Raw genomic sequence first — 26575 nt, 5'->3', positions numbered from 1 at the left:
AAGCATGCTAGGTTGCTTTTCTTTCGTTTTTAAGATATAATACTATGGATTGTCAACGAGGAGGATAAACTTTTGAGTGAAAAGCCAAGAGAAGACGAAAAATTAAGCTTTAAAGAGCAGATTTTACGTGATTTAGAACGAGTTAAAAAACATGAAGAAGATCAGGAAGAAGTTAATTTAGCTTCAATAAAACCTCAACTTTCTTCTAAAAATGATCAGTCAATAGAAGACTTGATGGAAGATTCTCTATCAGCTGTAGAGGATATTATGAGAAACGCTCCTACCGTGCCGACTCACCCCAGCCAAGATTTACCAGCTTCTCCAGCAGATGAGATAAAAAGAGAAACTCTTACTGTTCCAAGTCATCCCAGTCAAGATGTTCCTTCTTCTCCCGCGGAAGAGGCTGTAAGACAAGCTCCACTTGCTCCTAGTCACCCGAGTCAAGAAGGACCTTCTACTCCATCAGCGGAGGGAGTATCAAGACCAACTCCAGGACCTGTTAGTCCTAGAAAAGTAGAAAAGGAATTTAATGAAATCCCAACAAGAGTAGCTGTTTCTTATAAGACAGAAGGGCAGAAAGAAGTAGTAAAAAAAGAAGTTTCTACTTCACAACCACTAGTGGAAAAGAAAGCTGTAGAAGAAATGCCTGCAACTCTACGTCGTAGTCGTCGTGAGACAGTTAAACCAGTTAAGAAGAAAAAATCACATTTGAAGGCTTTCTTCATTTCACTACTGATTTTCCTTGCCCTGATTTCGGCAGGTGGTTACTTCGGTTATCAGTATGTTCAGTCATCTTTATTACCAGTTGATGCTAATTCTAAGCAGTATGTAACCGTTCAAATCCCGGAAGGATCCAATGTCCAAGAGATTGGATCAGCACTTGAAAATGCTGGTGTGATTAAACACGGAGTGATTTTTGCTTTCTATGCGAAATATAAGAATTATTCAGATTTGAAGGCTGGATATTACAATTTGCAAAAGAGCATGAGTACAGAGGATATCATTAAGGAACTACAAAAAGGTGGTACTCCTGAACCTCAAGAACCTTCACTTGCAGATTTAACCATTCCAGAAGGATATACGATTGATCAAATTGCCCAAGCTGTAGGCCAATTACAAGGTGAATTTAAAGAACCTTTGACAGCGGAAGCCTTCTTGGCTAAGGTGCAAGATGACAACTTTATCAGTCAAGAAGTTGCTAAATATCCAAACCTACTCGAAAGCTTGCCAACGAAAGAAAGTGGAGTTCGTTACCGTTTGGAAGGTTATCTTTTCCCAGCGACCTACTCTATCAAGGAAAGCACGACTATTGAAAGCTTGATTGATGAGATGTTGGCAGCCATGGATAAGACCTTGACTCCGCACTATAGTGCAATTAAGTCTAAGAACTTGACAGTTAATGAATTGCTAACAATTGCTTCACTTGTTGAAAAAGAAGGTGCTAAGACTGAAGATCGTAAATTGATTGCAGGTGTCTTCTACAATCGTTTGAACCTTGGTATGCCACTTCAAAGCAATATCGCAATCTTGTATGCTCAAGGCAAACTTGGCCAAAATATCAGCCTAGCAGATGACGCTGGAATTGATACATCGATTAATTCACCATACAATGTTTATACAAAACCTGGTTTGATGCCTGGTCCAGTGGATAGTCCAAGTAAGGACGCGATTGAAGCAAGTATCAACCAAACAAAGAGTGAGAACCTCTATTTTGTAGCCAATGTTACAGATGGTAAAGTCTATTACGCAGTGACACAGGAAGAACATGATCGTAATGTAGCTGAGCACGTCAATAGCAAGCTTACTCAAAATAGTAGTTCAAACTAAGACTACAAAAATGAGAATCTCAGATAGAGATTCAATACTATCGAAAGAAAGTTGAGAAAAATGGCAGAAAAAACATATCCTATGACCCTTGCGGAAAAGGAAAAACTTGAAAAAGAATTAGAAGAATTGAAATTGGTCCGCCGTCCAGAAGTGGTAGAACGCATTAAGATTGCCCGTTCATACGGTGACCTTTCTGAAAACAGTGAGTACGAAGCAGCTAAGGATGAACAAGCCTTTGTTGAAGGACAAATCTCTAGCTTGGAAACAAAAATCCGTTATGCTGAAATCGTCAATAGCGACTCAGTTGCCCAAGATGAAGTAGCGATTGGTAAAACAGTCACTATCCAAGAAATTGGTGAGGACGAAGAAGAAGTTTATATTATCGTAGGTTCAGCTGGTGCAGATGCTTTTGCAGGTAAGGTTTCAAATGAAAGCCCAATTGGACAAGCTTTGATTGGTAAGAAAACAGGTGACACAGCAACTATTGAAACACCTGTTGGTAGCTATGATGTAAAAATCTTGAAGGTTGAAAAAACAGCCTAAAACAAAAAAAGGAGTGGGGAGGCAGTGCGCTTCACTCACTCCTTTTTCCATTTTAAATTGAATTGGAGACTATATGAGTTCAAAGAAGAAAAAAAATAAGATGGAGCGTGGTTTAACTAATCGTCACGTACAGGTTATGGCCATCGCCGGAACAATCGGAACAGGACTCTTTTTGGGAGCGGGTCGCTCAATTAGCCTAACAGGTCCGTCCATTGTACTGATTTATATGATTACTGGGGCTTTTATGTTCCTCATGATGCGTGCGGTTGGGGAAATGCTCTACCAAGACCCTGAGCAACATACCTTTATCAACTTTATCACGCGCCATTTGGGTAAGGGCTGGGGCTATTTCTCAGTTTGGTCTTACTGGCTATCCGTTGTCTTTATCGGTATGGCGGAAATCACAGCTATCTCTCACTATGTTCAGTTTTGGTTTCCTAGCTGGCCAAGTTGGATGATTGAGATTGGATTTTTGACCATTTTAGCCTTGGTCAATCTGATTGCAGTGAAGCTCTTTGGTGAAGTTGAGTTTTGGTTTGCGATGGTCAAGATTGTGGCTATTTTAGCCATGATTGCAACAGGAGTCTTTATGGTCTTGACTGGCTTTAAGACGCCTCATGGAGTAGCAAGTTTGGCCAATATCACTGACAATTTCTCCCTCTTCCCTAATGGTGGAGTGAACTTTGTCATGGCCTTCCAAATGGTGTTCTTTGCTTACCTCATGATTGAGTTTATCGGGGTAACAACTTCTGAAACCAAAAATCCACGTCAGGTCTTACCAAAAGCCGTTAAGGAAATTCCTTTGCGTATCGCCTTTTTCTATGGAGGAGCCCTCTTAGCCATCATGGCTATCATTCCGTGGCGTGAACTTGCCTCGGCTGATTCTCCTTTTGTTACAGTATTTGAATTGGCAGGTATCAAGTGGGCAGCAGCCTTGATTAACTTCGTTGTTTTGACCTCAGCAGCATCTGCTCTCAACTCAACCCTCTACTCAACAGGGCGTCATTTGTACCAGATTGCTCATGATTCGCCAAACCCATTCTTAAAGGCGATTAAGGCAGATACTCTTTCTCGTCACAATGTGCCACAAAATGCCATCATCGCTTCAGCAATCTTGATTGCTCTAGCAGCCTTTATCAATATCTTGCCAGGTGTTTCGGATGCCTTTGCCTTGATTACAGCATCATCATCAGGTGTCTATATCGCCATTTATATCTTAATCATGGTGGCTCACCTTAAATACCGCAAGTCACCAGACTTTATGGCGGATGGCTATCTCATGCCCCATTATCGTTTCCTAAATCCTTTAACCATGCTCTTCTTTGCCTTTGTCTTTGTAACCCTCTTTTTACAAGAGTCTACATTTGTCGGAGCAATTGGATCAGCTATCTGGATTATCGGTTTCGGGATTTACAGCCAGTGGAAATTTAGAAAATAGATTTGAAACTCATCAGCTTAGGTTGGTGAGTTTTTGCTAGTTTGACAGTCTATTGAAATAAGACTATAATCAAGCTGTAACAGTGTTTAAGGAGGTTTAGATGTACTTTAGATTGGAAAATAAGGAATCCCATAAATCACAAGAAATTGGGAATTTGATTCGTGCTTATAATCGTTCAAAAAGAGAAGAGGCTGAAAGTGAGCCACTTAATCTTTATGTCGAAGATGAAAAGGGCAATCTCCTGGCAGGTTTGATAGCAGAGACTTTTGGAAATTGGCTAGAAATCGAGTATTTATTTGTAAAAGAGGAACTGAGAGGGCAAGGAATCGGTTCAAAACTGTTGCAACAAGCAGAAACTGAAGCTAAGAATCGAAACTGTCATTTTGCTTTTGTCAATACTTACCAGTTTCAAGCTCCAGACTTTTATCAAAAACATGGATACAAGGAAGTCTTTGCTTTGCAAGACTATCCCTACACAGGGCAAAGATTTTATTACCAAAAGGATTTGTAAGTAGAATATGAAAGCATAAGGCAAAGAGGGGTTCTTGACATAAGTCTCGATAAAATACCCCTTAAATCCTACAAATTGTGTCTTTCTAGACGATATTGAGGATAATGCAATCGCAGCTGAGAAATTGGTCATCAAGGCCTATCAGGTTAAGAAAAGAAGTGATGTCGCCGATATTTTAAAATCCTATATTTAAACTCAACACTCTCTATTTTTTATGATAGAGAGTTTTTGTTAATAAAATTTTACAAAATGACATTTATATATTGCATTAAGTTAGATATATGATATAATGTTGTTAAAAAGAGGCGCAGCTTTTTAAAATTAATGAGAATCAAAGAGAAAACAAAGAATATTAATGGAGGAATAAAAAATGGAAGTTATAAATGTAAGTAAGCGTTATGGTCATTCAATCATTCTCAAAGATATAAATTTTGCACTTAACAAGGGTGAAATTGTTGGTCTAGTAGGGAGAAACGGAGTTGGCAAGAGTACATTGATGAAAATTCTTGTTCAGAATAACCAACCGACTTCAGGGAATATTATAAGTAGTGATAATGTTGGGTATTTAATCGAAGAACCAAAATTATTTTTATCCAAAACAGGTTTAGAGAATTTAAAATATCTGGCAAATTTATATGGTGTTGACTACAATCAAGAAAGATTTGGGAGTTTGATTCAAGAGTTAGATTTGACTCAGTCTATTAATAAAAAAGTAAAGACCTATTCTTTGGGTACAAAACAAAAATTAGCTTTGCTTCTAACTCTCGTTTCGGAACCTGATATATTGATTTTAGATGAACCGACTAATGGTTTAGATATTGAATCATCACAAATAGTTTTAGCGGCTCTAAAAAATTTAGCTTTACATGAAAATGTGGGAATTTTAATATCAAGTCATAAATTAGAAGATATTGAAGAAATTTGTGAAAGGGTTCTTTTCTTGGAGAACGGGCTTTTGACATTCCAAAAAGTAGGAAAAGATAGTCATAATTGCTTGTTTGAGATAGCTTTTTCATCAGCTACAGATAGAGACATTTTCATTACCAAACAAGAATTTGGGGATATTGTTCAGGAAGAGGGACTGAGAATTACTATGTCTGGGAATATTCAAAGTAGTGAGCTTTTTAAATTTTTTAACGAAAACTCTATTAAAGTAGTTGATTTTGAAACTAAAAAAGAGACGCTTAAAGATATTTATCTGAATCGTTCAAAATAAAGGAAGGTTATAATCATGAAATTAAATAAATTGAATTTTCTTAAGGAAAATATAAGGGATTTATATTCATCAGGCGTAATATATCTAGGATTGATTATCTCGTTTATACCGCCGATATTGGTTGCATTCTTTATTCTAAAGACTCAAGGGACATCACTTGGTATTAAGCATATTTCAAATTTTTATGCTATGCTTGGTATGTTAATGGCTGTTATACATGCTAACCGAGTCATTAGTAGAGATTTTTCCCACAATACGGTAAGTTTGTTTTATAATCAACAGAAGAATCGGATGATTTACGTCTTGTCTAATTTTCTATATGCCATCTCAGTTTCCATTATCTATGCTTTGAATGGTATTGTGTTATTAGTCATCGTAAGTAAATTGGGTGTTACAGGTGATTTAGGATTAGATTTTATAGTAGCCATTGTAGTCAATACAATTTTGTTAGTCCTATTTTATTTTCTATTATCTTACATTTTCTATTTATACAAATTGAAAAGTGGCTTGGTATTTGGTATTTTAGTAGCTTTACTACTCTTTATCCCTAATATATTAAATACGATTATGATGAATACTAGCAATGATTTGTTTATCAAAGCAATTGAACTTCTTCCTTTTTATTCTTTACCTGTATTTGTGGCTTCAAATACGATGTCTATTAGTCAGTATCTTGTGGTAATCACTATAATCATTTTATTGTGCTTTTTCACTATCAAGAAAAGCAAGAAGTATTCATTTTAGTTTTATTTAGTATTATTTTGCAGACTTAAAATCCAGCAAAAAATCAGTCATCTTGCTATGCTCCTGCTCTTGTTGTGTACACGTTTTTGTCTTATGCTAGACTCATTTCTAAAAGCATTATATAATAGTGATATGAAATCAACTAAACAAGAAATACAAGCAATCAAAACTCGTTTAAAAGACCCTACTAAAGCTAATACTAAACAAAAATAAAAGAGTAAACTAGGAAGTTTATTTCAAACAATCCAACATACTGGTTTTAGGCTGAAGATAATATTGGAGTGCTAATTAATGAGGTTATAATAAATAGCTGACAGCTTGTGTTGGTTTTGGATTTTTTAAGAGTAGATGAGTATTAAAACTATAAGGAGGACGCAGGTGGCTAAAAATTTAAAATTAAAATTAGCTCGGGTAGAGCTTGATTTAACTCAAGGTCAACTGGCAGAGGCTGTGGGGGTGACGCGCCAGACTATTGGTTTGATAGAGGCGGGAAAATACAATCCCAGTCTCTCGCTCTGCCAGTCCATTTGCAGATGTTTAGGGAAAACCCTAGACCAATTATTTTGGGAGGAAGAAGATGGTAACTAAATTCATTCATTATCAATTACTTGACGAAAGAGAAGAACAATTAATCAATAAAGCTGGGGCAGAATCTTTTTCACTCTTTATTGGGCTTGTACTTCTAAGCTATTTGGTGGCAGTGTTGGCTCCATCTATTTTTAATCCGAATTTTCTAGTCTATACTCTGATAGTAGGAATTTTCTTCTTTTTCAATCGTGCCCGTTATCTGGGAGTGACCTACTATAGTCGTTTTCATTTTACGATTTTGGGTTGTTTTTTTCTAACTTTGGCTATTACAGCTCTTTTGATGTTACAGAATTATCAATTCAACATAGAAATTTATCAGCACAATCCTTTGAACGTTAAATACTTATCTGCTTGGGTCATTACTTATCTGATTTACCTTCCTTGGGTTTTTATCGGTAATCTCGGCCTTAAAAGTTATGGCGAATGGGCTCAGAAAAAGTTTGAACAAGATATGGATGAACTGGAGAGTGGAGAATAGCTTGTTACTCTTTTCTCAATCCAGCTAAAATGTGATATAATAGTACTAATTTATTGGAATGAATGAAAGTTTTTGAAAATTTTCATGGGTTTCTAGCTAAGGAAGTAGGAAAAGTATGTATCTAGATGATAGTTTGACATTGCACACGGACTTGTACCAGATTAACATGATGCAGGTTTACTTTGACCAAGGAATTCACAATAAAAAGGCGGTCTTTGAGGTTTATTTCCGCCAACAGCCTTTTAAGAATGGCTATGCGGTTTTTGCAGGTTTGGAAAGAATTGTGAATTATCTTGAAGACTTGCGTTTTTCAGATAGTGATATTGCCTATTTGGAGTCTCTAGGCTATCATGGGGCATTCTTGGATTACCTTCGCAATTTCCAGTTGGAGTTGACCGTTCGTTCTGCCCAAGAAGGGGATTTGGTTTTTGCCAATGAACCGATTGTGCAGGTGGAAGGCCCTCTAGCACAATGTCAGTTGGTCGAAACGGCTCTTTTGAACATCGTCAACTACCAGACCTTGGTGGCGACTAAGGCAGCTCGTATTCGTTCAGTCATTGAAGATGAACCTTTAATGGAGTTTGGGACACGTCGGGCTCAAGAGATGGATGCGGCTATCTGGGGAACACGCGCAGCGGTGATTGGTGGCGCCAATGGAACTAGCAACGTGCGTGCTGGTAAACTCTTTGACATTCCTGTCTTGGGGACTCACGCCCATGCCTTGGTGCAGGTTTATGGTAACGACTATGAGGCCTTTAAGGCTTACGCTGCGACCCACAAAAACTGTGTCTTTCTTGTGGATACCTATGACACCCTTCGCATCGGTGTGCCAGCTGCTATTCAGGTAGCGCGTGAGTTGGGGGACCAGATTAACTTTATGGGTGTGCGGATTGACTCTGGGGATATTGCCTACATTTCCAAGAAAGTTCGTCAGCAACTGGACGAGGCTGGATTTACAGAGGCTAAGATTTATGCTTCTAATGATCTAGATGAAAATACCATCCTCAACCTCAAGATGCAAAAGGCCAAGATTGATGTCTGGGGTGTGGGAACTAAGCTGATTACAGCCTATGACCAGCCAGCTCTTGGGGCAGTTTATAAGATTGTGGCCATTGAAGATGAAAATGGGAACATGCGCAATACGATTAAGCTGTCAAATAATGCTGAAAAAGTGTCTACGCCAGGTAAGAAGCAGGTGTGGCGCATTACCAGTCGTGAAAAAGGCAAGTCAGAAGGAGACTACATCACTTATGACGGTGTGGATGTGAGCGACATGACGGAAATCAAGATGTTCCATCCGACTTATACCTACATCAAGAAGACCGTTCGTAATTTTGACGCCGTTCCTCTCTTAGTGGATATCTTCCAAGACGGAAAATTGATTTACAACTTGCCTAGTTTGACTGAGATTCAGGATTATGCTCGTAAGGAATTTGACAAGCTTTGGGATGAGTATAAGCGTGTGCTCAATCCGCAGCACTATCCAGTCGATTTGGCGCGTGATGTATGGCAAGACAAGATGGACTTGATTGACAAAATGCGTAAGGAAGCCCTCGGTGAAGGAGAAGAAGAATGAGTTTGCAAGAAACGATTATCCAAGAACTGGGCGTGAAACCAGTGATTGATGCCCAGGAAGAAATTCGTCGTTCCGTTGATTTCTTAAAAAGATACTTGAAAAAGCATCCCTTCCTAAAAACTTTTGTACTAGGAATTTCTGGAGGGCAGGACTCGACTTTAGCAGGACGTTTAGCTCAATTAGCTATGGAAGAACTGCGAGCAGAAACGGGTGATGACAGCTACAAATTTATCGCTGTCCGTCTGCCTTATGGAGTGCAAGCTGATGAAGCAGATGCTCAAAAAGCCCTAGCCTTTATCCAGCCAGACATCAGTTTAGTGGTGAATATCAAGGAGTCTGCAGATGCTATGACAGCTGCAGTTGAAGCGACAGGAAGTCCTGTTTCAGACTTCAACAAGGGAAATATCAAGGCTCGTAGTCGTATGATTGCCCAATATGCCCTTGCGGGTGCCCATAGTGGAGCGGTCATTGGGACAGACCACGCCGCGGAAAATATCACAGGTTTCTTTACCAAGTTTGGTGACGGTGGTGCGGATATTCTCCCTCTTTACCGCCTCAATAAACGCCAAGGAAAACAACTCTTGCAGGAACTTGGTGCAGACCCAGCCCTTTATGAAAAAATCCCAACAGCAGACCTAGAAGAAGACAAACCAGGCCTAGCAGACGAAGTGGCCCTTGGAGTCACTTATGAAGAGATTGACGACTACCTAGAAGGCAAAAAAATCAGCTCAGAAGCCCAAGAAAGAATCGAAAACTGGTGGCACAAAGGCCAACACAAACGCCACCTACCAATCACAATTTTTGATGACTTTTGGGAGTAAAAAGGTCCGGGGGACCTTTTTAGCCCGAGTCTAGAAACGGGAAAACGAGGAACCTCCAGTGGAGGTTTTCAGTCTCTCACCTTGAAATAAGAAAGTGAGAGAAGGTCCGGTAACTTGAAGAGTTCGATTTCGTCGTCTCACCCCCGCAACGATGACTAGGTTTGAAAAAGCTTGCTAGAGCGTATTTCAAACCAGACAGCGACTGCATCAAGGAACTAGATGAAAAACTTGTTTTCTAGCTGTTGCTGAGTTTAGTCCTTTTACCCCGAGCATGGAAACAGGTAATCGAAGAAGGTCCGGGGGACCTTTTTAGCTTATTACCTTGAAATTCAAAAGCAAAGTAAATCTAAATTGAGATTGGGCAGAGAATCATCTATTAGAAAGCGAGGTAGCGTCATGAAAGCAATCGGTACGAAAATATTACAGACAGATCGTTTAATCTTGCGAAGATTTGTGGAAAGTGATGCAGAAGCCATGTTTCAGAATTGGGCTTCGTCCGCTGAAAACCTAACCTACGTCACTTGGGATCCTCATCCTGATGTCGAGGTGACTCGAAACTCGATTCGTAATTGGATTGCCTCCTATGCTAATCCCAACTATTACAAATGGGCCATTTGTCTCAAAGAAAACCCGGAGCAGGTGATAGGAGATATCAGCATAGTTGCAATAGATGAGAACGATTTTTCTTGTGAAATTGGCTATGTGCTAGGCAAGGCTTACTGGGGACATGGGATTATGACAGAGGCCTTGAAAGCTGTCTTGGACTTTTGTTTTACTCAAGCAGGTTTTCAAGATGTCAGAGCACGATATGCTAGTCTCAATCCAGCTTCAGGTCGTGTCATGGAGAAGGCTGGAATGTCCTATCTAAAGACTATTACCAATGGTGTAGAGAGAAAAGGCTATCTTGCGGACCTTATTTATTATCAGATAAGTAGGGAAGACTAGTGAATGTTCTTTTCTGTTTCCATCCAAGTCAGACTGTGTCTGGCTTTTTTTACAACATTTTTTACATAATCTGACTAAATTCCTATTTTTCCCTATCATTGTCCCTGTTTTTTCTGGAGTTTTGGGGCTATAATAGTCCTATCAAATCAAAGAATGGAGGAAGGCAATGGATAATATAATCTTTTTTATCAGTGTTTTTCTTGCTGGAATTCTTTCCTTCTTTTCTCCTTGTATCTTACCCTTGTTACCGGTTTATGCAGGGGTCTTGTTGGATGACAAAGATGGTGCTCAGGCTTCTAGTGGAAAATATTCAATCTCACTTGTTAGTCTATTGAGAACTTTGGCCTTTATAGCAGGGGTATCCTTTGTTTTTATCTTACTAGGCTATGGAGCTGGTTTTTTAGGCAATTTGCTGTATGCTTCTTGGTTTCAGTATGTGACGGGTGCGGTTATCATTTTCTTGGGCTTGCACCAGATGGAAGTCTTACATTTGAAAGGACTCTACAAGGAAAAAAGGCTACAATTACAGGGACAGGGGCAAAAAGGTAAGGGCTATAGTCAGGCATTTTTACTGGGGTTGACCTTTAGTTTTGCTTGGACACCATGTGTGGGACCGGTTCTGGGCTCTGTTTTGGCTTTGGCGGCTTCAGGTGGTTCAGGTGCTTGGCAGGGAGCTGGTCTCATGTTAATTTATACGCTGGGGTTAGCGCTACCATTCTTAGTTCTGGCTCTTGCCTCCAGCTATGTTTTGAAACATTTCCGAAGACTTCATCCCTACCTTGGAACCCTCAAAAAAGTAGGTGGTTTCCTCATTATCGTGATGGGAATCTTGGTGCTTTTGGGGAATGCTTCCATTTTGACTACATTATTTGAATAGAGAGGAAGAAGAAATGAAAAAATGGCAAACATGTCTCCTTGGAGTAGGCTCAATCTGTTGCTTGGCAGCCTGTTCGGCTAAAAATATGTCAGACCAATCTACTATGAAGGAGCAAACAAAAACAGAACAAGTTAGTTCGCAAACTGCGACTAAAGGTCAGGCGGTTGCTGATTTTGAACTGACGGGAGTTGATGGCAAGACTTATCGTTTATCTGATTATAAGGGTAAGAAAGTCTATCTTAAATTCTGGGCTTCTTGGTGTTCCATCTGTCTAGCCAGTCTTCCAGATACGGATGAAATTGCTAAAAGTGCTGGAGACGACTATGTTGTCTTGACAGTGGTCTCTCCTGGACACAAAGGTGAACAAGCAGAAGCTGACTTCAAGAACTGGTACAAGGGCTTGGATTATAAAAATTTCCCAGTTCTAATTGACCCGTCAGGCAAACTCTTGGAAAGTTATGGTGTTCGTTCTTACCCAACTCAAGCCTTTATAGACAAGGAAGGCAAGCTGGTCAAAACGCAACCTGGTTTTATGGATAAGGATATGATTTTAAAGACATTGAAAGAAATGGGGTAGCGAAAGGTCATGAATGATAAAGTAAAATTGTTTGTCTTGGCAGGAATCTTTTTCCTAGCCATAAGCGGTTTCTATTTTCTATTGATGCGAAATGCAGGGCAGACGGATAGCTCGCAAATTGAGAAAGCATCAGTTAGCCAAGGAGGAAAAACAGTGAAAAAAACAGAAGTGAGTAAAGATGCAGATTTGCACGAAATTTATCTGGCTGGAGGTTGTTTCTGGGGAGTTGAGGAATATTTCTCACGCGTTCCTGGAGTGACAGATGCCGTATCAGGCTATGCGAATGGTAGAGGGGAAACAACCAAGTACGAATTGATTAACCAAACAGGTCATGCGGAGACTGTTCATGTTACCTATGATGCTAATCAAATTTCTCTTAAAGAAATCCTGCTTCACTATTTCCGCATTATCAATCCAACTAGCAAAAATAAACAAGGAAATGATGTGGGAACCCAGTACCGTACTGGTGTTTATTACACAGATGACAAGGATTTAGAGGTGATTAACCAAGTCTTTGATGAGGTGGCTAAGAAATACGATCAACCTCTAGCAGTTGAAAAGGAGACCTTGAAAAATTTTGTAGTGGCTGAGGATTACCACCAAGACTATCTCAAGAAAAATCCAAATGGCTACTGCCATATCAATGTCAATCAGGCGGCCTATCCCGTCATCGATGCCAGCAAATATCCCAAACCAAGTGATGAGGAATTGAAAAAGACCTTGTCACCTGAGGAGTATGCAGTCACCCAGAAAAATCAAACAGAACGAGCTTTTTCAAACCGTTACTGGGATAAATTTGAATCTGGTATCTATGTGGATGTAGCAACTGGTGAACCTCTCTTTTCATCAAAGGATAAGTTTGAGTCTGGTTGTGGCTGGCCTAGTTTTACCCAACCCATCAGTCCAGATGTTGCCACCTACAAGGAAGATAAGTCTTACAATATGACACGCATGGAAGTGCGAAGCCGAGTTGGAGATTCTCACCTTGGCCATGTCTTTACGGACGGCCCACAGGACAAGGGTGGCTTGCGCTACTGTATCAATAGTCTCTCTATCCGCTTTATTCCCAAAGACCAAATGGAAGAAAAAGGCTACGCTTATTTACTAGATTATGTTGATTAAGAGGGCTTTCCTAAGCAGTTAGAGGAGAATTTTGCTATACTGATACTAGTAAGTGACAAAGGAGAGAAGCATGACCTATACAATCTTAATCGTAGAAGATGAATATCTGGTAAGACAAGGATTGACCAAGCTGGTCAATGTAGCAGTCTACGATATGGAAATCATCGGTCAAGCTGAAAATGGAAGGCAGGCTTGGGAATTGATACAAAAGCAGGTGCCAGATATTATTTTAACCGATATCAACATGCCTCAGCTAAATGGGATCCAGTTGGCCAGTCTGGTCCGAGAAACCTATCCTCAGGTGCATTTGGTCTTTTTAACAGGCTACGATGATTTTGATTATGCCTTGTCTGCTGTCAAACTAGGTGTGGATGATTACCTACTCAAGCCCTTTTCTCGTCAGGATATCGAGGAAATGTTGGGGAAAATCAAGCAAAAGTTGGACAAAGAAGAGAAAGAAGAGCAGCTACAAGATCTATTGACTGATAAGTTTGAGGGAAATATGGCTCAGAAAATCCAGTCCCATCTGGCTGATAGCCAGTTTAGTTTAAAGTCTTTAGCAAATGACTTGGGCTTTAGTCCGACTTATCTGAGTTCTTTGATTAAGAAAGAGTTGGGCCTACCTTTTCAGGATTATCTGGTGAGAGAACGTGTCAAACAAGCCAAGCTCTTGCTTTTAACTACAGATATGAAGATTTATGAGATCGCAGAGAAAGTTGGTTTTGAAGATATGAACTATTTTACCCAACGTTTTAAACAGATTGCAGGTGTGACACCTCGTCAGTTTAAGAAGGGAGAAGGCCGATGAAGCGTTCTTCTCTCCTAGTCAGAATGGTTATTTCCATCTTTCTGGTCTTTCTCATTCTCCTAGCTCTGGTTGGGACTTTCTACTATCAATCTAGTTCTTCAGCCATTGAGGCTACTATTGAAGGCAATAGCCAAACGACTATCAGTCAGACTAGCCACTTTATCCAGTCTTATATCAAAAAATTAGAAACCACCTCGACCAGTTTGACCCAGCAGGCAGATGTCCTAACCTATGCTGAGAATCCCAGTCAAGAAAAGGTCAAGGGAATTCGAGATTTGTTTTTGACCATTTTAAAGTCAGACCAAGATTTGAAAGCTGTTGTACTGGTCACCAAATCCGGTCAGGTCATTTCTACAGATGACAGTGTGCAGATGAAAACTTCTTCTGATATGATGGCTGAGGATTGGTACCAAAAGGCCATTCATCAGGGAGCCATGCCAGTTTTGACACCAGCTCGTAAATCAGATAGCCAGTGGGTCATTTCTGTCACTCAGGAACTTGTTGATGCAAAGGGAGCTAATCTGGGTGTGCTTCGTTTGGATATTTCTTATGAAACTCTGGAAGCCTATCTAAATCAACTTCAGTTGGGTCAGCAGGGCTTTGCCTTTATTATCAATGAAAATCATGAATTTGTTTACCATCCTCAACACACAGTTTATAGTTCGTCTAGCGAAATGGAGGCCATGAAACCCTATATTGATACAGGGCAGGGCTATACTCCAGATCACAAGTCCTATGTCAGTCAGGAAAGGATTGCTGGAACTGATTGGACGGTGCTTGGCGTGTCTTCGTTGGAGAAGTTAGACCAGGTTAGGAGTCAACTCATGTGGACCTTGCTTGGAGCCAGTTTCACATCTCTTCTTGCTTGTCTCTGCTTGGTGTGGTTTAGTCTTAAACGCTGGATTGCTCCTTTGAAGGATTTGAGAGAAACTATGCTGGAAATTGCTTCTGGTAATCAGAATCTTCGTGCCAAAGAAGCGGGTGCTTATGAATTGAGAGAGGTGACTCGCCAGTTCAATGCCATGTTGGATCAGGTTGATCAGCTGATGGTAGCTATTCGCAGGCAGGAAGAAACGACCCGTCAGTACCAACTTCAAGCTCTATCAAGCCAGATTAATCCGCATTTCCTCTATAATACCTTGGACACCATCATTTGGATGGCTGAATTTCAGGACAGTCAGAGAGTAGTTCAGGTGACCAAGTCCTTGGCGACCTATTTCCGCTTAGCGCTAAATCAGGGTAAAGATTTGATTTGCCTGTCTGACGAAATCAATCATGTCCGCCAGTATCTCTTTATCCAGAAACAACGCTATGGAGATAAGCTGGAATATGAGATTGATGAAAATCCTGCCTTTGATAATTTAGTCTTGCCCAAGTTGGTGTTACAACCCTTGGTAGAAAATGCCCTTTACCATGGCATTAAGGAAAAAGAAGGTCAGGGTCATATTAAAGTTTCTGTTCAGAAACAGGATTCAGGACTAGTCATCCGCATTGAGGATGATGGGGTTGGTTTCCAAGATGCTAGCGATAGTAGTCAAAGTCAACTCAAACGTGGGGGAGTTGGTCTTCAAAATGTTGATCAGCGACTCAAACTTCACTTTGGAGAAGATTACCAAATGAAGATTGATTCTATTCCCTCAAAAGGGACGACAGTTGAAATATACATAAATAGAATAGAAACTAGCTAACTCCCAGTCAATTCTGGGAGTTTTATGCGTAATTGGGCAAGCATTCTAGGTTGTCTATCTTGCTAAAACGTAGAAAAAACGATATGATAGATAATGACAAAAGAGGTATCAAGTATGAAGGAAAAAGACATTCAAAGAGAAACAAGCCAGATTGTAAAAGATGTATTAGAAAAGGCCAATTTGAAGCAAGGATCTATCTTTGTTTTGGGCCTTTCTTCTAGTGAAGTGATAGGTGGTCAGATTGGCAAGGAATCCAGCCAAGAAATTGGGGAAATCATTGTGAAGACCATCCTAGATATCCTAGAGGAACAAGGAATTCATCTAGCCGTTCAAGGTTGTGAACATGTCAATCGGGCCCTCGTCGTTGAACGTCAGGTGGCTGAACAGTTTGGTCTGGAAATAGTTAGTGTCCTTCCTACTCTCCATGCAGGAGGTTCGGGTCAATTGGCAGCCTTCAAGTTGATGCAGGATCCAGTTGAGGTTGAATTTATCAAGGCTCATGCTGGATTGGATATCGGAGACACTGCAATTGGCATGCATGTCAAGCATGTTCAGGTTCCGATTCGCCCTCTTTTGAGAGAGATTGGGCATGCCCATGTAACGGCTCTTGCAAGTCGTCCAAAATTAATTGGAGGTGCGCGTGCGCATTATCCTCAAGATTCTATTAGAAAGTCGTGAAAATGAGAAAAACAAAACAGCAACTAGAAAAAATCACAAAATATTCAATTCGTAAGCTAACTGTTGGGGTAGGTCCTGTAGCCATCGGAGCCTTCCTTTTTGGTGCCAGTGCCCTCTCAGTAGATAAGGTTCAAGCCAATGAAGTTGGCGGTGCTCATAGTGTTCATTACCGTTATTTGGCGGAGCAGGAATTGACTGAGTCTGAAAAAGCCCTGATTCACCATGAGGTTCCTACAGAATTTCAAGATGATGATATTCTTTATGTAGTTTATCGTAAGAAGGCAGTTAACAGTCAACAACTTCCCTACACAGGAAGTAAGGAACTAGCTTTGGCAGGTCTTGGTTTGGCAACAGCTTCGCTAGCAGTCTTTTTGGTGTCCAAAAAAGGTCGTAGAGAGGTTCTAGGTGTTCTTCTGATTGGTTCTTTAGGAGCTAGCACCTTTGTACCTTACGGGACATTTGCATTTGAAAATAAAGAATTACTTTCTTATAACCAAACTATTTCAGCCTCTACACATGAAGGTTTGGCTGAAGGGATTATCCACATTGATGGCTATGAATACATTGGATACTTCAAGGAAGCCGAACTCCATCCATCAAGAATAGCTTCAGCTGAGAAGCCTCAGTTGCCAGTAGAAAAGCAAAGTTCAAAAGAAATCGAGAAAACAGAAGTAGTTCAAGAAACACCGACTGTTGCGACAGAAACTGTTGTTGAAAAACCTGTGGAACAAACTCCAGTTGCTCCTGCTGTTGAAGAAAAACCAGTTTCTGAGAAGCCTCAAACTAGACAGGAAGAGAGCTTGGTAGAGATTCCGTTTGAAACGGTCACAAGCCCAGATGAGAATCTAGCAGAAGGACAGACTCGTATCGTCACAGCCGGAGTAAATGGTCAGCGCCGCCTTGTAACCAAAGTATCAATGGTTAATGGTCAAGAAGTTAGAGAAGTTATCGAAGACCAAGTGGTTCAAAATCCTGTGTCACAAGTGATTGCAGTCGGAACGAAGAAAGAGGTGCAACCTGCTCCAACTCCAACCCCACAAGCTGAACCAACTCATCAAGTAGCTAAAGGGACGCAAGAGGAAGGTAAAACTGGCCAAGCCTTAACACAACCTGAATTGCCAGAGGCTCCAGTAGAAGCAAAAGGGACTCAAGAACCAGGTAAAGAGGGCCAAGCTCTAACACAACCAGAACTTCCAGAGGCTCCAGTTGAAGCAAAAGGAACCCAAGAAGAAGGTAAAGAAGGTCAATCCTTAACACAACCAGAATTGCCAGAGGCTCCAGTAGAAGCAAAAGGAACTCAAGAAGAAGGTAAGGCAGGACAAGCTCTAACACAGCCAGAATTGCCAGAGGCTCCAGTTGAAGTAAAAGGTACACAAGAGGAAGGCAAAGCAGGTCAAGCTCTTGTACAAGAACCGTTACCTGAGTACAAAGTAACTGAGGGAACCCTTGTTGAAACATCGACTACAGACCTAGACTACAAAACTGAAACGACTGAGGATCCAACTAAGTATACGGACGAAGAAACTGTCGTAAGAAATGGAGAAAAAGGTAGTCAAGTTACTAAAACAACTTATAAAACAGTAGAAGGTGTTAAAACTGACCAAGTTCTTTCAACTAGCACAGAAGTTGCCAAGGAGCCTGTAAACCAACAGGTAAGTCGTGGGATAAAACCAATTGAAGGAACTCTTGTAGAAGAAAGTCTTGAAAAGATTCCATTTAAGGAAGTTGTTAAAGAAGATGACCAACTGAAAAAAGGCTTAGAAGTTGTAGCTCAAGAAGGAAAAGAAGGCCAGAAAAAAATCACCAAGACCTTTAATACCATTAAGGGAGTTAAAACAGAGGACGCTCCAAAAGTTACAGAGGAAATCCTTGAGGCACCTCAAGACAAAATTTTGAAACGTGGTACTAAGAACTTTGAAAAGCCAGTATTGACCATCACAGCAGTTGAACCTAAGGATTTGAAACGTACTTCAGATGTTAAGTATAGTCTAGAAAATCCAAGTAAGGCAGTCATTAAATCTATCACCCTAACTCTGAAAAAAGGTGATGAGATTGTCAAAACTTTGAATGTTTCGCCAGAAGACCTAACTGCTAATTTAACAGATTTACAGTACTACAAGGATTATAAACTTGAAACGAAGATGGTTTATGACCGTGGTGAGGGTGATGAGGAAGAGGTTCTGAAGGAAGAACCGCTAAGAATTGACCTCAAAAAAGTTGAAATCAAAAACATCAAAGAAACAAGCTTGATGAGTGTGGACGCTGATGGTAATGAAACAGATACTAGTTTACTGACAGAAAAACCAGCTGATGTTGCTCCACTTTATTTACGAGTGACCACTCATGACAATAAAATAACAAGACTGGCTGTTGACAAGATTGAAGAAGTAGAAAAAGACGGAAAAACTTTATACAAAGTTACTGCCAAAGCACCTGATTTGATTCAACGGAATGCTGACAACACACTGAACGAAGAGTATGTTCATTACTTTGAAAAACAAAAAACACACGAAGGTGATGTATATTATAGCTTTGACGACCTTGTAAAAGCTATTCAAAAAGACCCGACTGGTACATTTAAGCTTGGTAGCAATATCAATGCTGCTAACGTTAAACCAGCAGGAAAATCTTATGTTACTAATGCTTTCAAAGGAACATTGACAAGCACTGACGGTAATAAATTTACCATTAGCAATATGAACAGACCTTTATTCGGTGATATTGTCGGTGGTACTGTTAAAGATTTACTACTTGAAAATGTAAATATCGACATGCCAGGGACTGATAGGATTGCACCGCTAGCGAATGTTATCAAAAATAATGCGACTGTAGAGAACATTAAAGTAACAGGTAACGTTGTTGGTAATAATGATGTATCTGGTGTTATCAATAAAATTGATGGTAGTGGAAAATTAAGTAACGTTGCATTTATCGGTAAAGTACACGCTGCTGGAAATCGAGGTGGTTACTTAACAGGTATCGTCGGTGAAAACTGGAAAGGTATTGTAGAAAAAGCTTATGTTGATGCTGAAATCACAGGTAACAAAGCTAAAGCTGCCGGAATTGTATATTCATCTCAAAACGGTGGCAACAACAATACTTTAGGTAAAGAAGGTACTCTTCGAAACTCTGTAGCAAAAGGCTCTATTGAACTCAAAGAAGCCGTTATGTCTGGTGGACTGCTAGGGACTAACTGGGCACTAGGGGCTATAGAAGATAACATCACTATGATGAAAGTTAAGACTGGTGAAATGGTCTTTGGTCATTCTGATATTGATGCTGATGATTACTTTACATACTCTAGAACGAAGCGCAACTACAGTGTTGAGGGTGTAAGTGAAGGTAAAACAACTTATACTAATTCTAAAAAAATTCCTAGCATAACTAAAGAAAAAGCTGATGAATTAATTGCTAAAATGGGAATCACTGCTGATAAATTCGAAAGCACACTTCCTATTGAAGATAAACTGAACAATATTGTAAGTAAAGCTGATCAATACAAAAACATCGATGACTACAATGCTTCTCGTGAGCTTGCATACCGTAATATTGAAAAACTTCAACCGTTCTACAACAAAGAATGGATTGTTAACCAAGGGAACAAGCTTGCAGAAGGTTCAAACTTGTTAACGAAAGAAGTATTGTCTGTAACTGCAATGAAAGGCAATGACTTTGTCACAGACCTTACAGATGCTGACCATATTATGGTTCACTACGCAGATAAGACAAAAGAAATCTTAACAATTTTACCGAAAGAATCTAAAGTGAAACAAGTGAAAGAATACAGTGTCGCTGAGCTTGGTGAAGTCGTTTATACACCAAATATGGTGGTTAAAGATCGTACAGATTTAATCAGTGCTATCGAAAGCAAGTTAAGTCCAGTAGAATTACAATCTGAGCCGATTTACCAACACTTGGGTAGAACTGGTGGCAACAAAGTCAATGCAATTAAAGATTTGTACTTAGAAGAAAGCTTCAAGTATGTTAAAGATAATCTTAATAAATTCGTTACGAAGTTAGTTGAAAATGAAGATCACCAGCTTAACACTGATGAAGCTGCAAAACGTGCCTTGATTAAGAAAATCGATGACAATAAGGCCGCAGTTCTTCTTGGTTTGTCTTACCTCAACCGTTACTACGGAGTTAAATTCGATGACTTTAATATTAAAGAATTAATGCTATTCAAACCTGACTTCTATGGTAAGAATGTAAATGTGTTAGACTTCTTGATTAAGGTTGGTTCTAAAGAAAGTAACATTAAAGGTGATAGAACTTTAGAAGCTTATCGCGAAACGATCGGTGGAGTTATTGGTATAGGTGAGTTAAACAGTTTCTTAGACTATAATATGCGTCTATTCACAAGTGACACAGACTTAAACGATTGGTTCATAAAAGCTACTAAAGATAATGTATATATCGTTGAACCTAAAACAACAACTCCTGAATTTGCTGATAAGAAACACAGAGCATACGAAGGATTAAACAACGATGTTCACGGTAAGATGATTTTACCACTTCTTAACTTAAAAGATGCGCATATGTTCTTAATCTCAACATATAACACTATGGCATACAGTTCATTTGAGAAATACGGTAAGAATACTGAAGCCGAACGTGAAGCATTCAAAGCTGAAATCAATAAAGTTGCTAAAGGTCAACAAAATTACCTAGATTTCTGGTCTCGTCTATCATTGGATAAAGTTCGCAACCAGCTGCTTAAGAGCAATAACATGGTGCCAACACCAGTACTTGATAACCAAAACTATAAAGGAATCAGCACAGATAAATATGGATATACGAATAGTGGTAAGGATGTAGCGCCTATCCGTGAATTATACGGGCCAACAGGTCGTTATCATGCAACTGACTGGCGTATGGGAGCTGTAGCTCGTATTTACGGTAACCCTTATAAGGATGATTCAGTCTTCTTCATGGTTACTGATATGATTAGTGACTTTGGTATCTCAGCCTTCACTCACGAAACGACTCACGTAAATGACCGCATGGTTTACTTAGGTGGTTCTAGACACCGTGAAGGTACTGACCTAGAGGCATTTGCACAAGGTATGTTACAATCACCTGCTGAAACAAGTCCAAACGGTGACTTTAAAGCACTGGGATTAAACATGGCATACGAACGTCCAAACGATGGAAACCAATGGTACAACACAAATCCAAACGACCTTGCATCTCGTGCAGAAATCGATCATTACATGAAAGGTTTCAATGATACGCTTATGCTTCTTGATTACCTTGAAGGAGAAGCTGTAATTGATAAAGGCAGTAAAGAACTAAACAACGCTTGGTTCAAGAAAGTAGATAAGCAACTTCGTGGAGCTAATACGAAGAACCAATACGACAACGTTAGAGATTTAAATGCAGAAGAAAAAGAATATAATTTAACATCTGTTAACGACTTAGTAGAGAAAAACTTCATGACCAAGCACGGTCCTGGTAATGGTCAGTATGATCCAACTGGATTTGGCTCTGCCTATGTAACTGTGCCTATCACTGCTGGTATCTATGGTGGTAATACGAGTGAAGGAGCTCCAGGAGCAATGTCATTCAAACATAACACCTTCCGTATGTGGGGTTACTTTGGATATGAAAAAGGCTTCCTAAATTATGCTTCTAACATGCTGAAAAATGAGTCTAAACAAGCAGGTCATGCTACTCTAGGAGATGACTTCATCATTAAGAAAGTTTCTGATGGTAAATTTAATACTCTAGAAGATTGGAAGAAAGAATACTTCAAAGAAGTTGTTGATAAAGCGAAAGCAGGATTTAACCCAGTTACAATTGACGGCACTACATATAGTAGTTACGATGACTTGAAGAATGCATTTGCTGCAGCTGTTGATAAAGATAAAGCTACTCTTAAAAATGGCTCAGTTAAATTTGATAATACCGTATCACTTAAAGAGAAAATCTTCAAGAAACTTCTTCAACAAACAAATAGCTTTAAAACTTCAATCTTTAAATAATTTTGTTAGTCCTGAAGGGACTGACTTAATCTCAAAAAGGAGAGGCAAGTATGTCTTCTCCTTTTTATTTATGTAGTGATTGACTGTTCATTTACAAGCATAATTATTGAATATATTTATAACTAAAATACTAGAAAATAGATTTTCAAAAAGTAAATGAAATGTCAGGCAGGGCTTTGTTTTATGGATTCTGTTCGAGTTCAAACAACTTGCAAAAATAGTTTAAAAATTATAAAATGAAATATAAAGTAATTTGTAAATACGCATAAAATTCAATATGATATAATGTGTACATAGATAAGAGAAAAGGAAATATTATAAATGAAGAACAAGCTTTCTGATAAGTCCCTTGAGAATCAGAGAAAAGAAAAAATCATGCGTTTCTCCATTCGTAAATATAGTTTTGGTGCAGCGAGTGTAGCGGTTGCTGCCTTTTTAATGTTTTTAGGAAATGGAGCAGTTGCAGCGGATCAATTGAAAGTAACTGAAGAGTCTTCTAGTAAAGTAGAGTTGGCTAAAGAAGGTGGGGATAAGACTGAAAAACAGAGTGAGTCCAAAATTAGTGAGCCGAAAATTACTAAACCAGAACTAGATAAAAGTCAACTTGCAAATTATATTGGTGAAATTGAAGGTAAGATTTCAAGTGGAGCTTACGCTAATAAGACTGAGGAAAGTGTAGCGAGTCTAGCTGCTGAGTTAGCTAATGCCAAAGCAACTTTAGCGAGCGCAAGCAGTCAAGAAGAATTGACGAGTGCCTATCAAAAACTGGTTACTACTGTTAACTCAAAATTACGAAATAAGCCGGTTGAGAAAAAAGAAATTGTTTCAACAGATACTACTGAGGGTAAAGAAACAGTTGGTATCAAAGCTGAGAATACTGAGAAACCATCAGAATCAAATGCGATTGAAAATACTGGTGCCAATGATCCGCGTAATGGAAGTGAAATTGAAAAGGATACAACATTCCGTGCAGCTGTCAATCAAGATCCAAAGGTAGACTTTACATTCTCCATACCAGATGAGAAGAAAATCTATATCTATAACGAAGAGCATTTTTCATTAGAAATTCCAGTTTATTCTGAAACTGGAAAAATTCGCTATGCAACGATTAAGAAAGGATCTAGACAAAGATTCCCTAATGTTGCAGGTACAGATAATGACTTGGATGTTGAATTTGGATTTACAGCTACTGTAATAAATCGTGCTGAAACGGCAGGGGTAACATCGGAGGCGAGTCAAGCAAATCCTGCGAAAATCGTCATTACAGGTCGTCCAAATGATATATTAAAAAAGAACAGAGATTACACAAAACAAGAAAACCAAACATTAAATGTTGGTACTCGTTATGTTCAAGTAGTTGATGACCAAGGTAGAGAAAATCTTAAAAAAGGTATGGATATAACGGATCCAGGATATTTCTACTTAGTATTAAAATCTCAAGCAAAAAAATACGCCTTAAGATCTCAACCTACAGATGAAAAGATTTCTGTAACTAGTTTGACAAATCCTACAGCAGAAGATTTAAAGAAAATCAAAGATAGTATTCAATTAGAATATTCAACAACAAACGAAGATGCACGATTTGCTGATAGACGTGGAACTTTAGTAGAACACCCAGAGGATGTTATTCAATCGGTTAATATCGTTGGGAATAATATTGTTGTTACATTTACAGATGGTTCTACGAAGACGAAACCAGTAAGTGAAATTGTACAAAAAAATGTTCCACCGGTTGTTAATCTACCGTATTCAAACGAAGCGAACAGAAATATTTATATCTATTCTGGAGAAGAGACAGACCTAACATTTACTGCAACGGATGAGTCTAAGATTAAGGACCTAAAACTTCGTGGCCCTGGTGACATTAACTATAATAATGCAACTAGTTTTGGTTTAGCAGTAGGAAATATTGTTGATAGCGCAGTAACAAGCGGAGCAGGTTCTGTTTCTGAAGATAAGAAGACAGCAACCATTAAAATGACTGGAACAACGAATTTAACTGCTGGGAAAAAATGGACAAGTGTTATCGTTGCAAAAGATGACAACAATGGAGAAAGTGCACCTTTTAACGGAAGAATTAATGCAACTACTAATCCTGCAGAACGTCAAAAAATTGAAGGTTATGTTGAGTTTGTTGTAAAAAATCAAACTACTAAATATGATATTAAGACTCCAGAAGGAACAGTTAGTGTAGTAGATCCAGCGAATGTAACTGCAGAAGAATTTGAAAAAATTAAAGAAAAAGTAAAAATTGAATACTCTCAAACTAACGATGATGCTAATTTTACTAGCAAGAGAGGACAAGCTGTAGACAATCAGGCGACAAGAATTTCTACGATTACAAAAGATGCTAATGGAAATCTTGTTGTGACCTATAAAGATGGTTCAACTGATACAAAACCTTTATCAGAATTCACAAGTTTAAATAAACAACCTGCAATTGATGCGGTTAACAAGGCTGCTGAAGATAAAATTGCAGAGATTAATGCTAATACAAACGCAACTGCAGAAGAAAAAGCAGCTGCAATCGAAAAAGTTAATGCCGATAAGGCGAAAGCTTTAACAGCAATTAATGATAACTCGGTAACGACAAAAGCAGCATTAGATAATGCCAAAACATCTGGGACAACAGCGATTAGCAATGATAATCCTGTAGTAACGAAGAAAAATACGGCAAAAGCAGCTATTGACTCAGCTTTAAGAGCGAAAGAAGCAGCCATCGATGCGAATGACGACTTAACGACAGAAGAGAAGAATGCAGCAAAAGCAGATGCACAGGCAAAAGCGAATGCAGCAAAAACAGCAATCGATAATGCAACAACAAACGTAGCAGTGGACTCAGCCCAAACGGCAGGAACAACAAGTGTAAGTTCAGTAATGCCAACAGCGGTAGCGAAACCAGCGGCTAAGAAAGCAATCGAAGACGCGCTGAAAGCGAAAGTAGCACAACTTGATGCAAGAAATGATTTAACAACTGAAGAAAAAGAAGCAGCAAAAGCAGATGCACAAGCAAGAGCAACAGCGGCTAAAAATAATATTGATACTGCAACAACAAACTCAACAGTAGATAATGCGAAAACTACAGGCGTTGCTGATGTAGAAAGCGTTAATCCGCAAGCAAGCCAAAAGAAAACTGACGCAAAAAATGCAGTTGATGAAGCGTTAAAAGCAAAAGAAGCAGAGATTGATGCCAATAACGATTTGACTGCTGAAGAAAAATCCAAAGCTAAGGAAGACGCAAAATCCAAAGCAGATGTAGCAAAGCAAGCCATCGACAACGCGACAACAAACGATGCAGTAACTCAAGCTAAAAACGCTGGGGCAATATCAGTAGATTCGGTGACTCCAACGCCGGTAGCCAAACCAGCTGCAAAACAAGCCATCGATGACGCATTGAAAGCTAAGAACGATGTGATTGATGCCAATAACGATTTGACTGCTGAAGAGAAAGCCAAAGCTAAGGAAGACGCCAAAGCCAAAGCCGATGCAGCTAAACAAGCAATCGATAGCGCAACAACAAACGCAGCGGTAGAACAAGCTAAAAATGACGGAGCGACAAGTATATCTTCAGTCACTCCAACACCAACAGCTAAACCAGCTGCAAAACAAGCCATCGATGACGCATTGAAAGCAAAGAATGACGCGATTGATTCCAATAACGATTTAACGGCTGAAGAAAAAGCCAAAGCTAAGGAAGATGCGAAAGCCAAAGCCGACGCAGCGAAACAAGCGATCGACAACGCGACAACAAACGATGCAGTAACTCAAGCTAAAAACGCTGGGGCAACATCAGTAGATTCGGTGACTCCAACGCCGGTAGTCAAACCAGCTGCAAAACAAGCAATTGATGACGCATTGAAAGCTAAGAACGACGCGATTGATGCCAACAATGACTTAACAGACGAAGAAAAAACTGCGGCGAAAGCTGATGCAAAAGCCAAATCTGACGCAGCGAAGCAAGCAATCGACAAGGCGACAACAAATGATGCAGTAACGCAAGCTAAAAACGACGGAGCAACATCAGTAGATTCGGTGACTCCAACTCCGGTAGCCAAACCAGCAGCTAAGAAAGCCATCGATGACGCATTGAAAGCTAAGAACGACGCGATTGATGCCAACAATGACTTAACAGACGAAGAAAAAACTGCGGCGAA

At 39.5% G+C, this 26575-nt stretch carries 19 protein-coding genes; all 19 read left to right on the top strand.

Going from position 1 to position 26575, the window contains the following annotated elements; genetic code table 11:
- Positions 1 to 72 precede the first annotated feature (72 nt).
- Positions 73 to 1827 carry an endolytic transglycosylase MltG gene (gene mltG / locus M1F55_RS03925; RefSeq protein WP_247947313.1) on the top strand — a complete coding sequence of 585 codons (1755 nt, stop codon included), beginning with the start codon at positions 73 to 75 and terminating at the stop codon, positions 1825 to 1827.
- A gap of 60 nt (positions 1828 to 1887) precedes the next feature.
- Positions 1888 to 2370 carry a transcription elongation factor GreA gene (greA, locus tag M1F55_RS03920; protein ID WP_000818750.1) on the top strand — a complete coding sequence of 161 codons (483 nt, stop codon included), beginning with the start codon at positions 1888 to 1890 and terminating at the stop codon, positions 2368 to 2370.
- A gap of 73 nt (positions 2371 to 2443) precedes the next feature.
- Entirely contained in the window at positions 2444 to 3808 is a 1365-nt protein-coding gene (locus M1F55_RS03915; protein WP_223336253.1) for an amino acid permease, read from the top strand.
- 100 nt (positions 3809 to 3908) lie between these two features.
- Positions 3909 to 4319 carry a GNAT family N-acetyltransferase gene (locus M1F55_RS03910; protein ID WP_247947312.1) on the top strand — a complete coding sequence of 137 codons (411 nt, stop codon included), beginning with the start codon at positions 3909 to 3911 and terminating at the stop codon, positions 4317 to 4319.
- Positions 4320 to 4689: 370 nt separating this feature from the next.
- Complete coding sequence (locus M1F55_RS03905) at positions 4690 to 5535, top strand: ABC transporter ATP-binding protein (protein WP_247947311.1); 846 nt, start codon at positions 4690 to 4692, stop codon at positions 5533 to 5535.
- Positions 5536 to 5550: 15 nt separating this feature from the next.
- Positions 5551 to 6279: a hypothetical protein gene (locus M1F55_RS03900; RefSeq protein ID WP_247947310.1), complete on the top strand. Its 729-nt coding sequence runs from the start codon at positions 5551 to 5553 to the stop codon at positions 6277 to 6279.
- 378 nt (positions 6280 to 6657) lie between these two features.
- Positions 6658 to 6867 carry a helix-turn-helix transcriptional regulator gene (locus tag M1F55_RS03895; protein ID WP_173875948.1) on the top strand — a complete coding sequence of 70 codons (210 nt, stop codon included), beginning with the start codon at positions 6658 to 6660 and terminating at the stop codon, positions 6865 to 6867.
- A complete protein-coding gene (locus tag M1F55_RS03890) occupies positions 6857 to 7345 on the top strand; it encodes a DUF6773 family protein (protein ID WP_247947309.1) in 489 nt (162 codons plus the stop codon). Before M1F55_RS03895 ends, M1F55_RS03890 begins: the two co-directional genes overlap by 11 nt.
- A gap of 115 nt (positions 7346 to 7460) precedes the next feature.
- Entirely contained in the window at positions 7461 to 8921 is a 1461-nt protein-coding gene (locus M1F55_RS03885) for a nicotinate phosphoribosyltransferase (protein ID WP_247947308.1), read from the top strand.
- Positions 8918 to 9742, top strand: coding sequence for an ammonia-dependent NAD(+) synthetase (gene nadE, locus M1F55_RS03880; RefSeq protein ID WP_078238108.1), 825 nt, complete (start codon positions 8918 to 8920; stop codon positions 9740 to 9742). Before M1F55_RS03885 ends, nadE begins: the two co-directional genes overlap by 4 nt.
- A gap of 396 nt (positions 9743 to 10138) precedes the next feature.
- Positions 10139 to 10687 (top strand): GNAT family N-acetyltransferase, encoded by a 549-nt coding sequence (locus M1F55_RS03875; protein ID WP_078238107.1) that lies wholly within the window; start codon positions 10139 to 10141, stop codon positions 10685 to 10687.
- A gap of 166 nt (positions 10688 to 10853) precedes the next feature.
- Entirely contained in the window at positions 10854 to 11564 is a 711-nt protein-coding gene (ccdA2, locus tag M1F55_RS03870) for a cytochrome c biogenesis CcdA family protein (protein ID WP_247947307.1), read from the top strand.
- A gap of 13 nt (positions 11565 to 11577) precedes the next feature.
- Positions 11578 to 12141 (top strand): redoxin family protein, encoded by a 564-nt coding sequence (locus tag M1F55_RS03865; protein WP_247947306.1) that lies wholly within the window; start codon positions 11578 to 11580, stop codon positions 12139 to 12141.
- 9 nt (positions 12142 to 12150) lie between these two features.
- Complete coding sequence (gene msrB / locus M1F55_RS03860; RefSeq protein ID WP_000998569.1) at positions 12151 to 13263, top strand: peptide-methionine (R)-S-oxide reductase MsrB; 1113 nt, start codon at positions 12151 to 12153, stop codon at positions 13261 to 13263.
- Positions 13264 to 13333: 70 nt separating this feature from the next.
- Positions 13334 to 14071, top strand: coding sequence for a response regulator transcription factor (locus M1F55_RS03855; RefSeq protein WP_247947305.1), 738 nt, complete (start codon positions 13334 to 13336; stop codon positions 14069 to 14071).
- Positions 14068 to 15759 (top strand): cache domain-containing sensor histidine kinase, encoded by a 1692-nt coding sequence (locus tag M1F55_RS03850; RefSeq protein WP_247947304.1) that lies wholly within the window; start codon positions 14068 to 14070, stop codon positions 15757 to 15759. Before M1F55_RS03855 ends, M1F55_RS03850 begins: the two co-directional genes overlap by 4 nt.
- Positions 15760 to 15873: 114 nt before the next feature.
- Positions 15874 to 16437 carry a TIGR01440 family protein gene (locus M1F55_RS03845; RefSeq protein WP_247947303.1) on the top strand — a complete coding sequence of 188 codons (564 nt, stop codon included), beginning with the start codon at positions 15874 to 15876 and terminating at the stop codon, positions 16435 to 16437.
- A 2-nt stretch (positions 16438 to 16439) separates the two neighbouring features.
- Positions 16440 to 22421 carry a ZmpA/ZmpB/ZmpC family metallo-endopeptidase gene (locus tag M1F55_RS03840; protein ID WP_247947302.1) on the top strand — a complete coding sequence of 1994 codons (5982 nt, stop codon included), beginning with the start codon at positions 16440 to 16442 and terminating at the stop codon, positions 22419 to 22421.
- A 321-nt stretch (positions 22422 to 22742) separates the two neighbouring features.
- On the top strand, positions 22743 to 26575 hold a 3833-nt coding region (locus tag M1F55_RS03835), incomplete at its 3' end, for a sialic acid-binding adhesin (RefSeq protein ID WP_247947301.1).

The sequence above is a fragment of the Streptococcus mitis genome (genome assembly GCF_023109235.1).
Lineage (GTDB): Bacteria > Bacillota > Bacilli > Lactobacillales > Streptococcaceae > Streptococcus > Streptococcus mitis_DA.
Note: the sequence above shows the minus strand (reverse complement) of the source record. Positions and strands in the feature narration are given on the sequence as shown.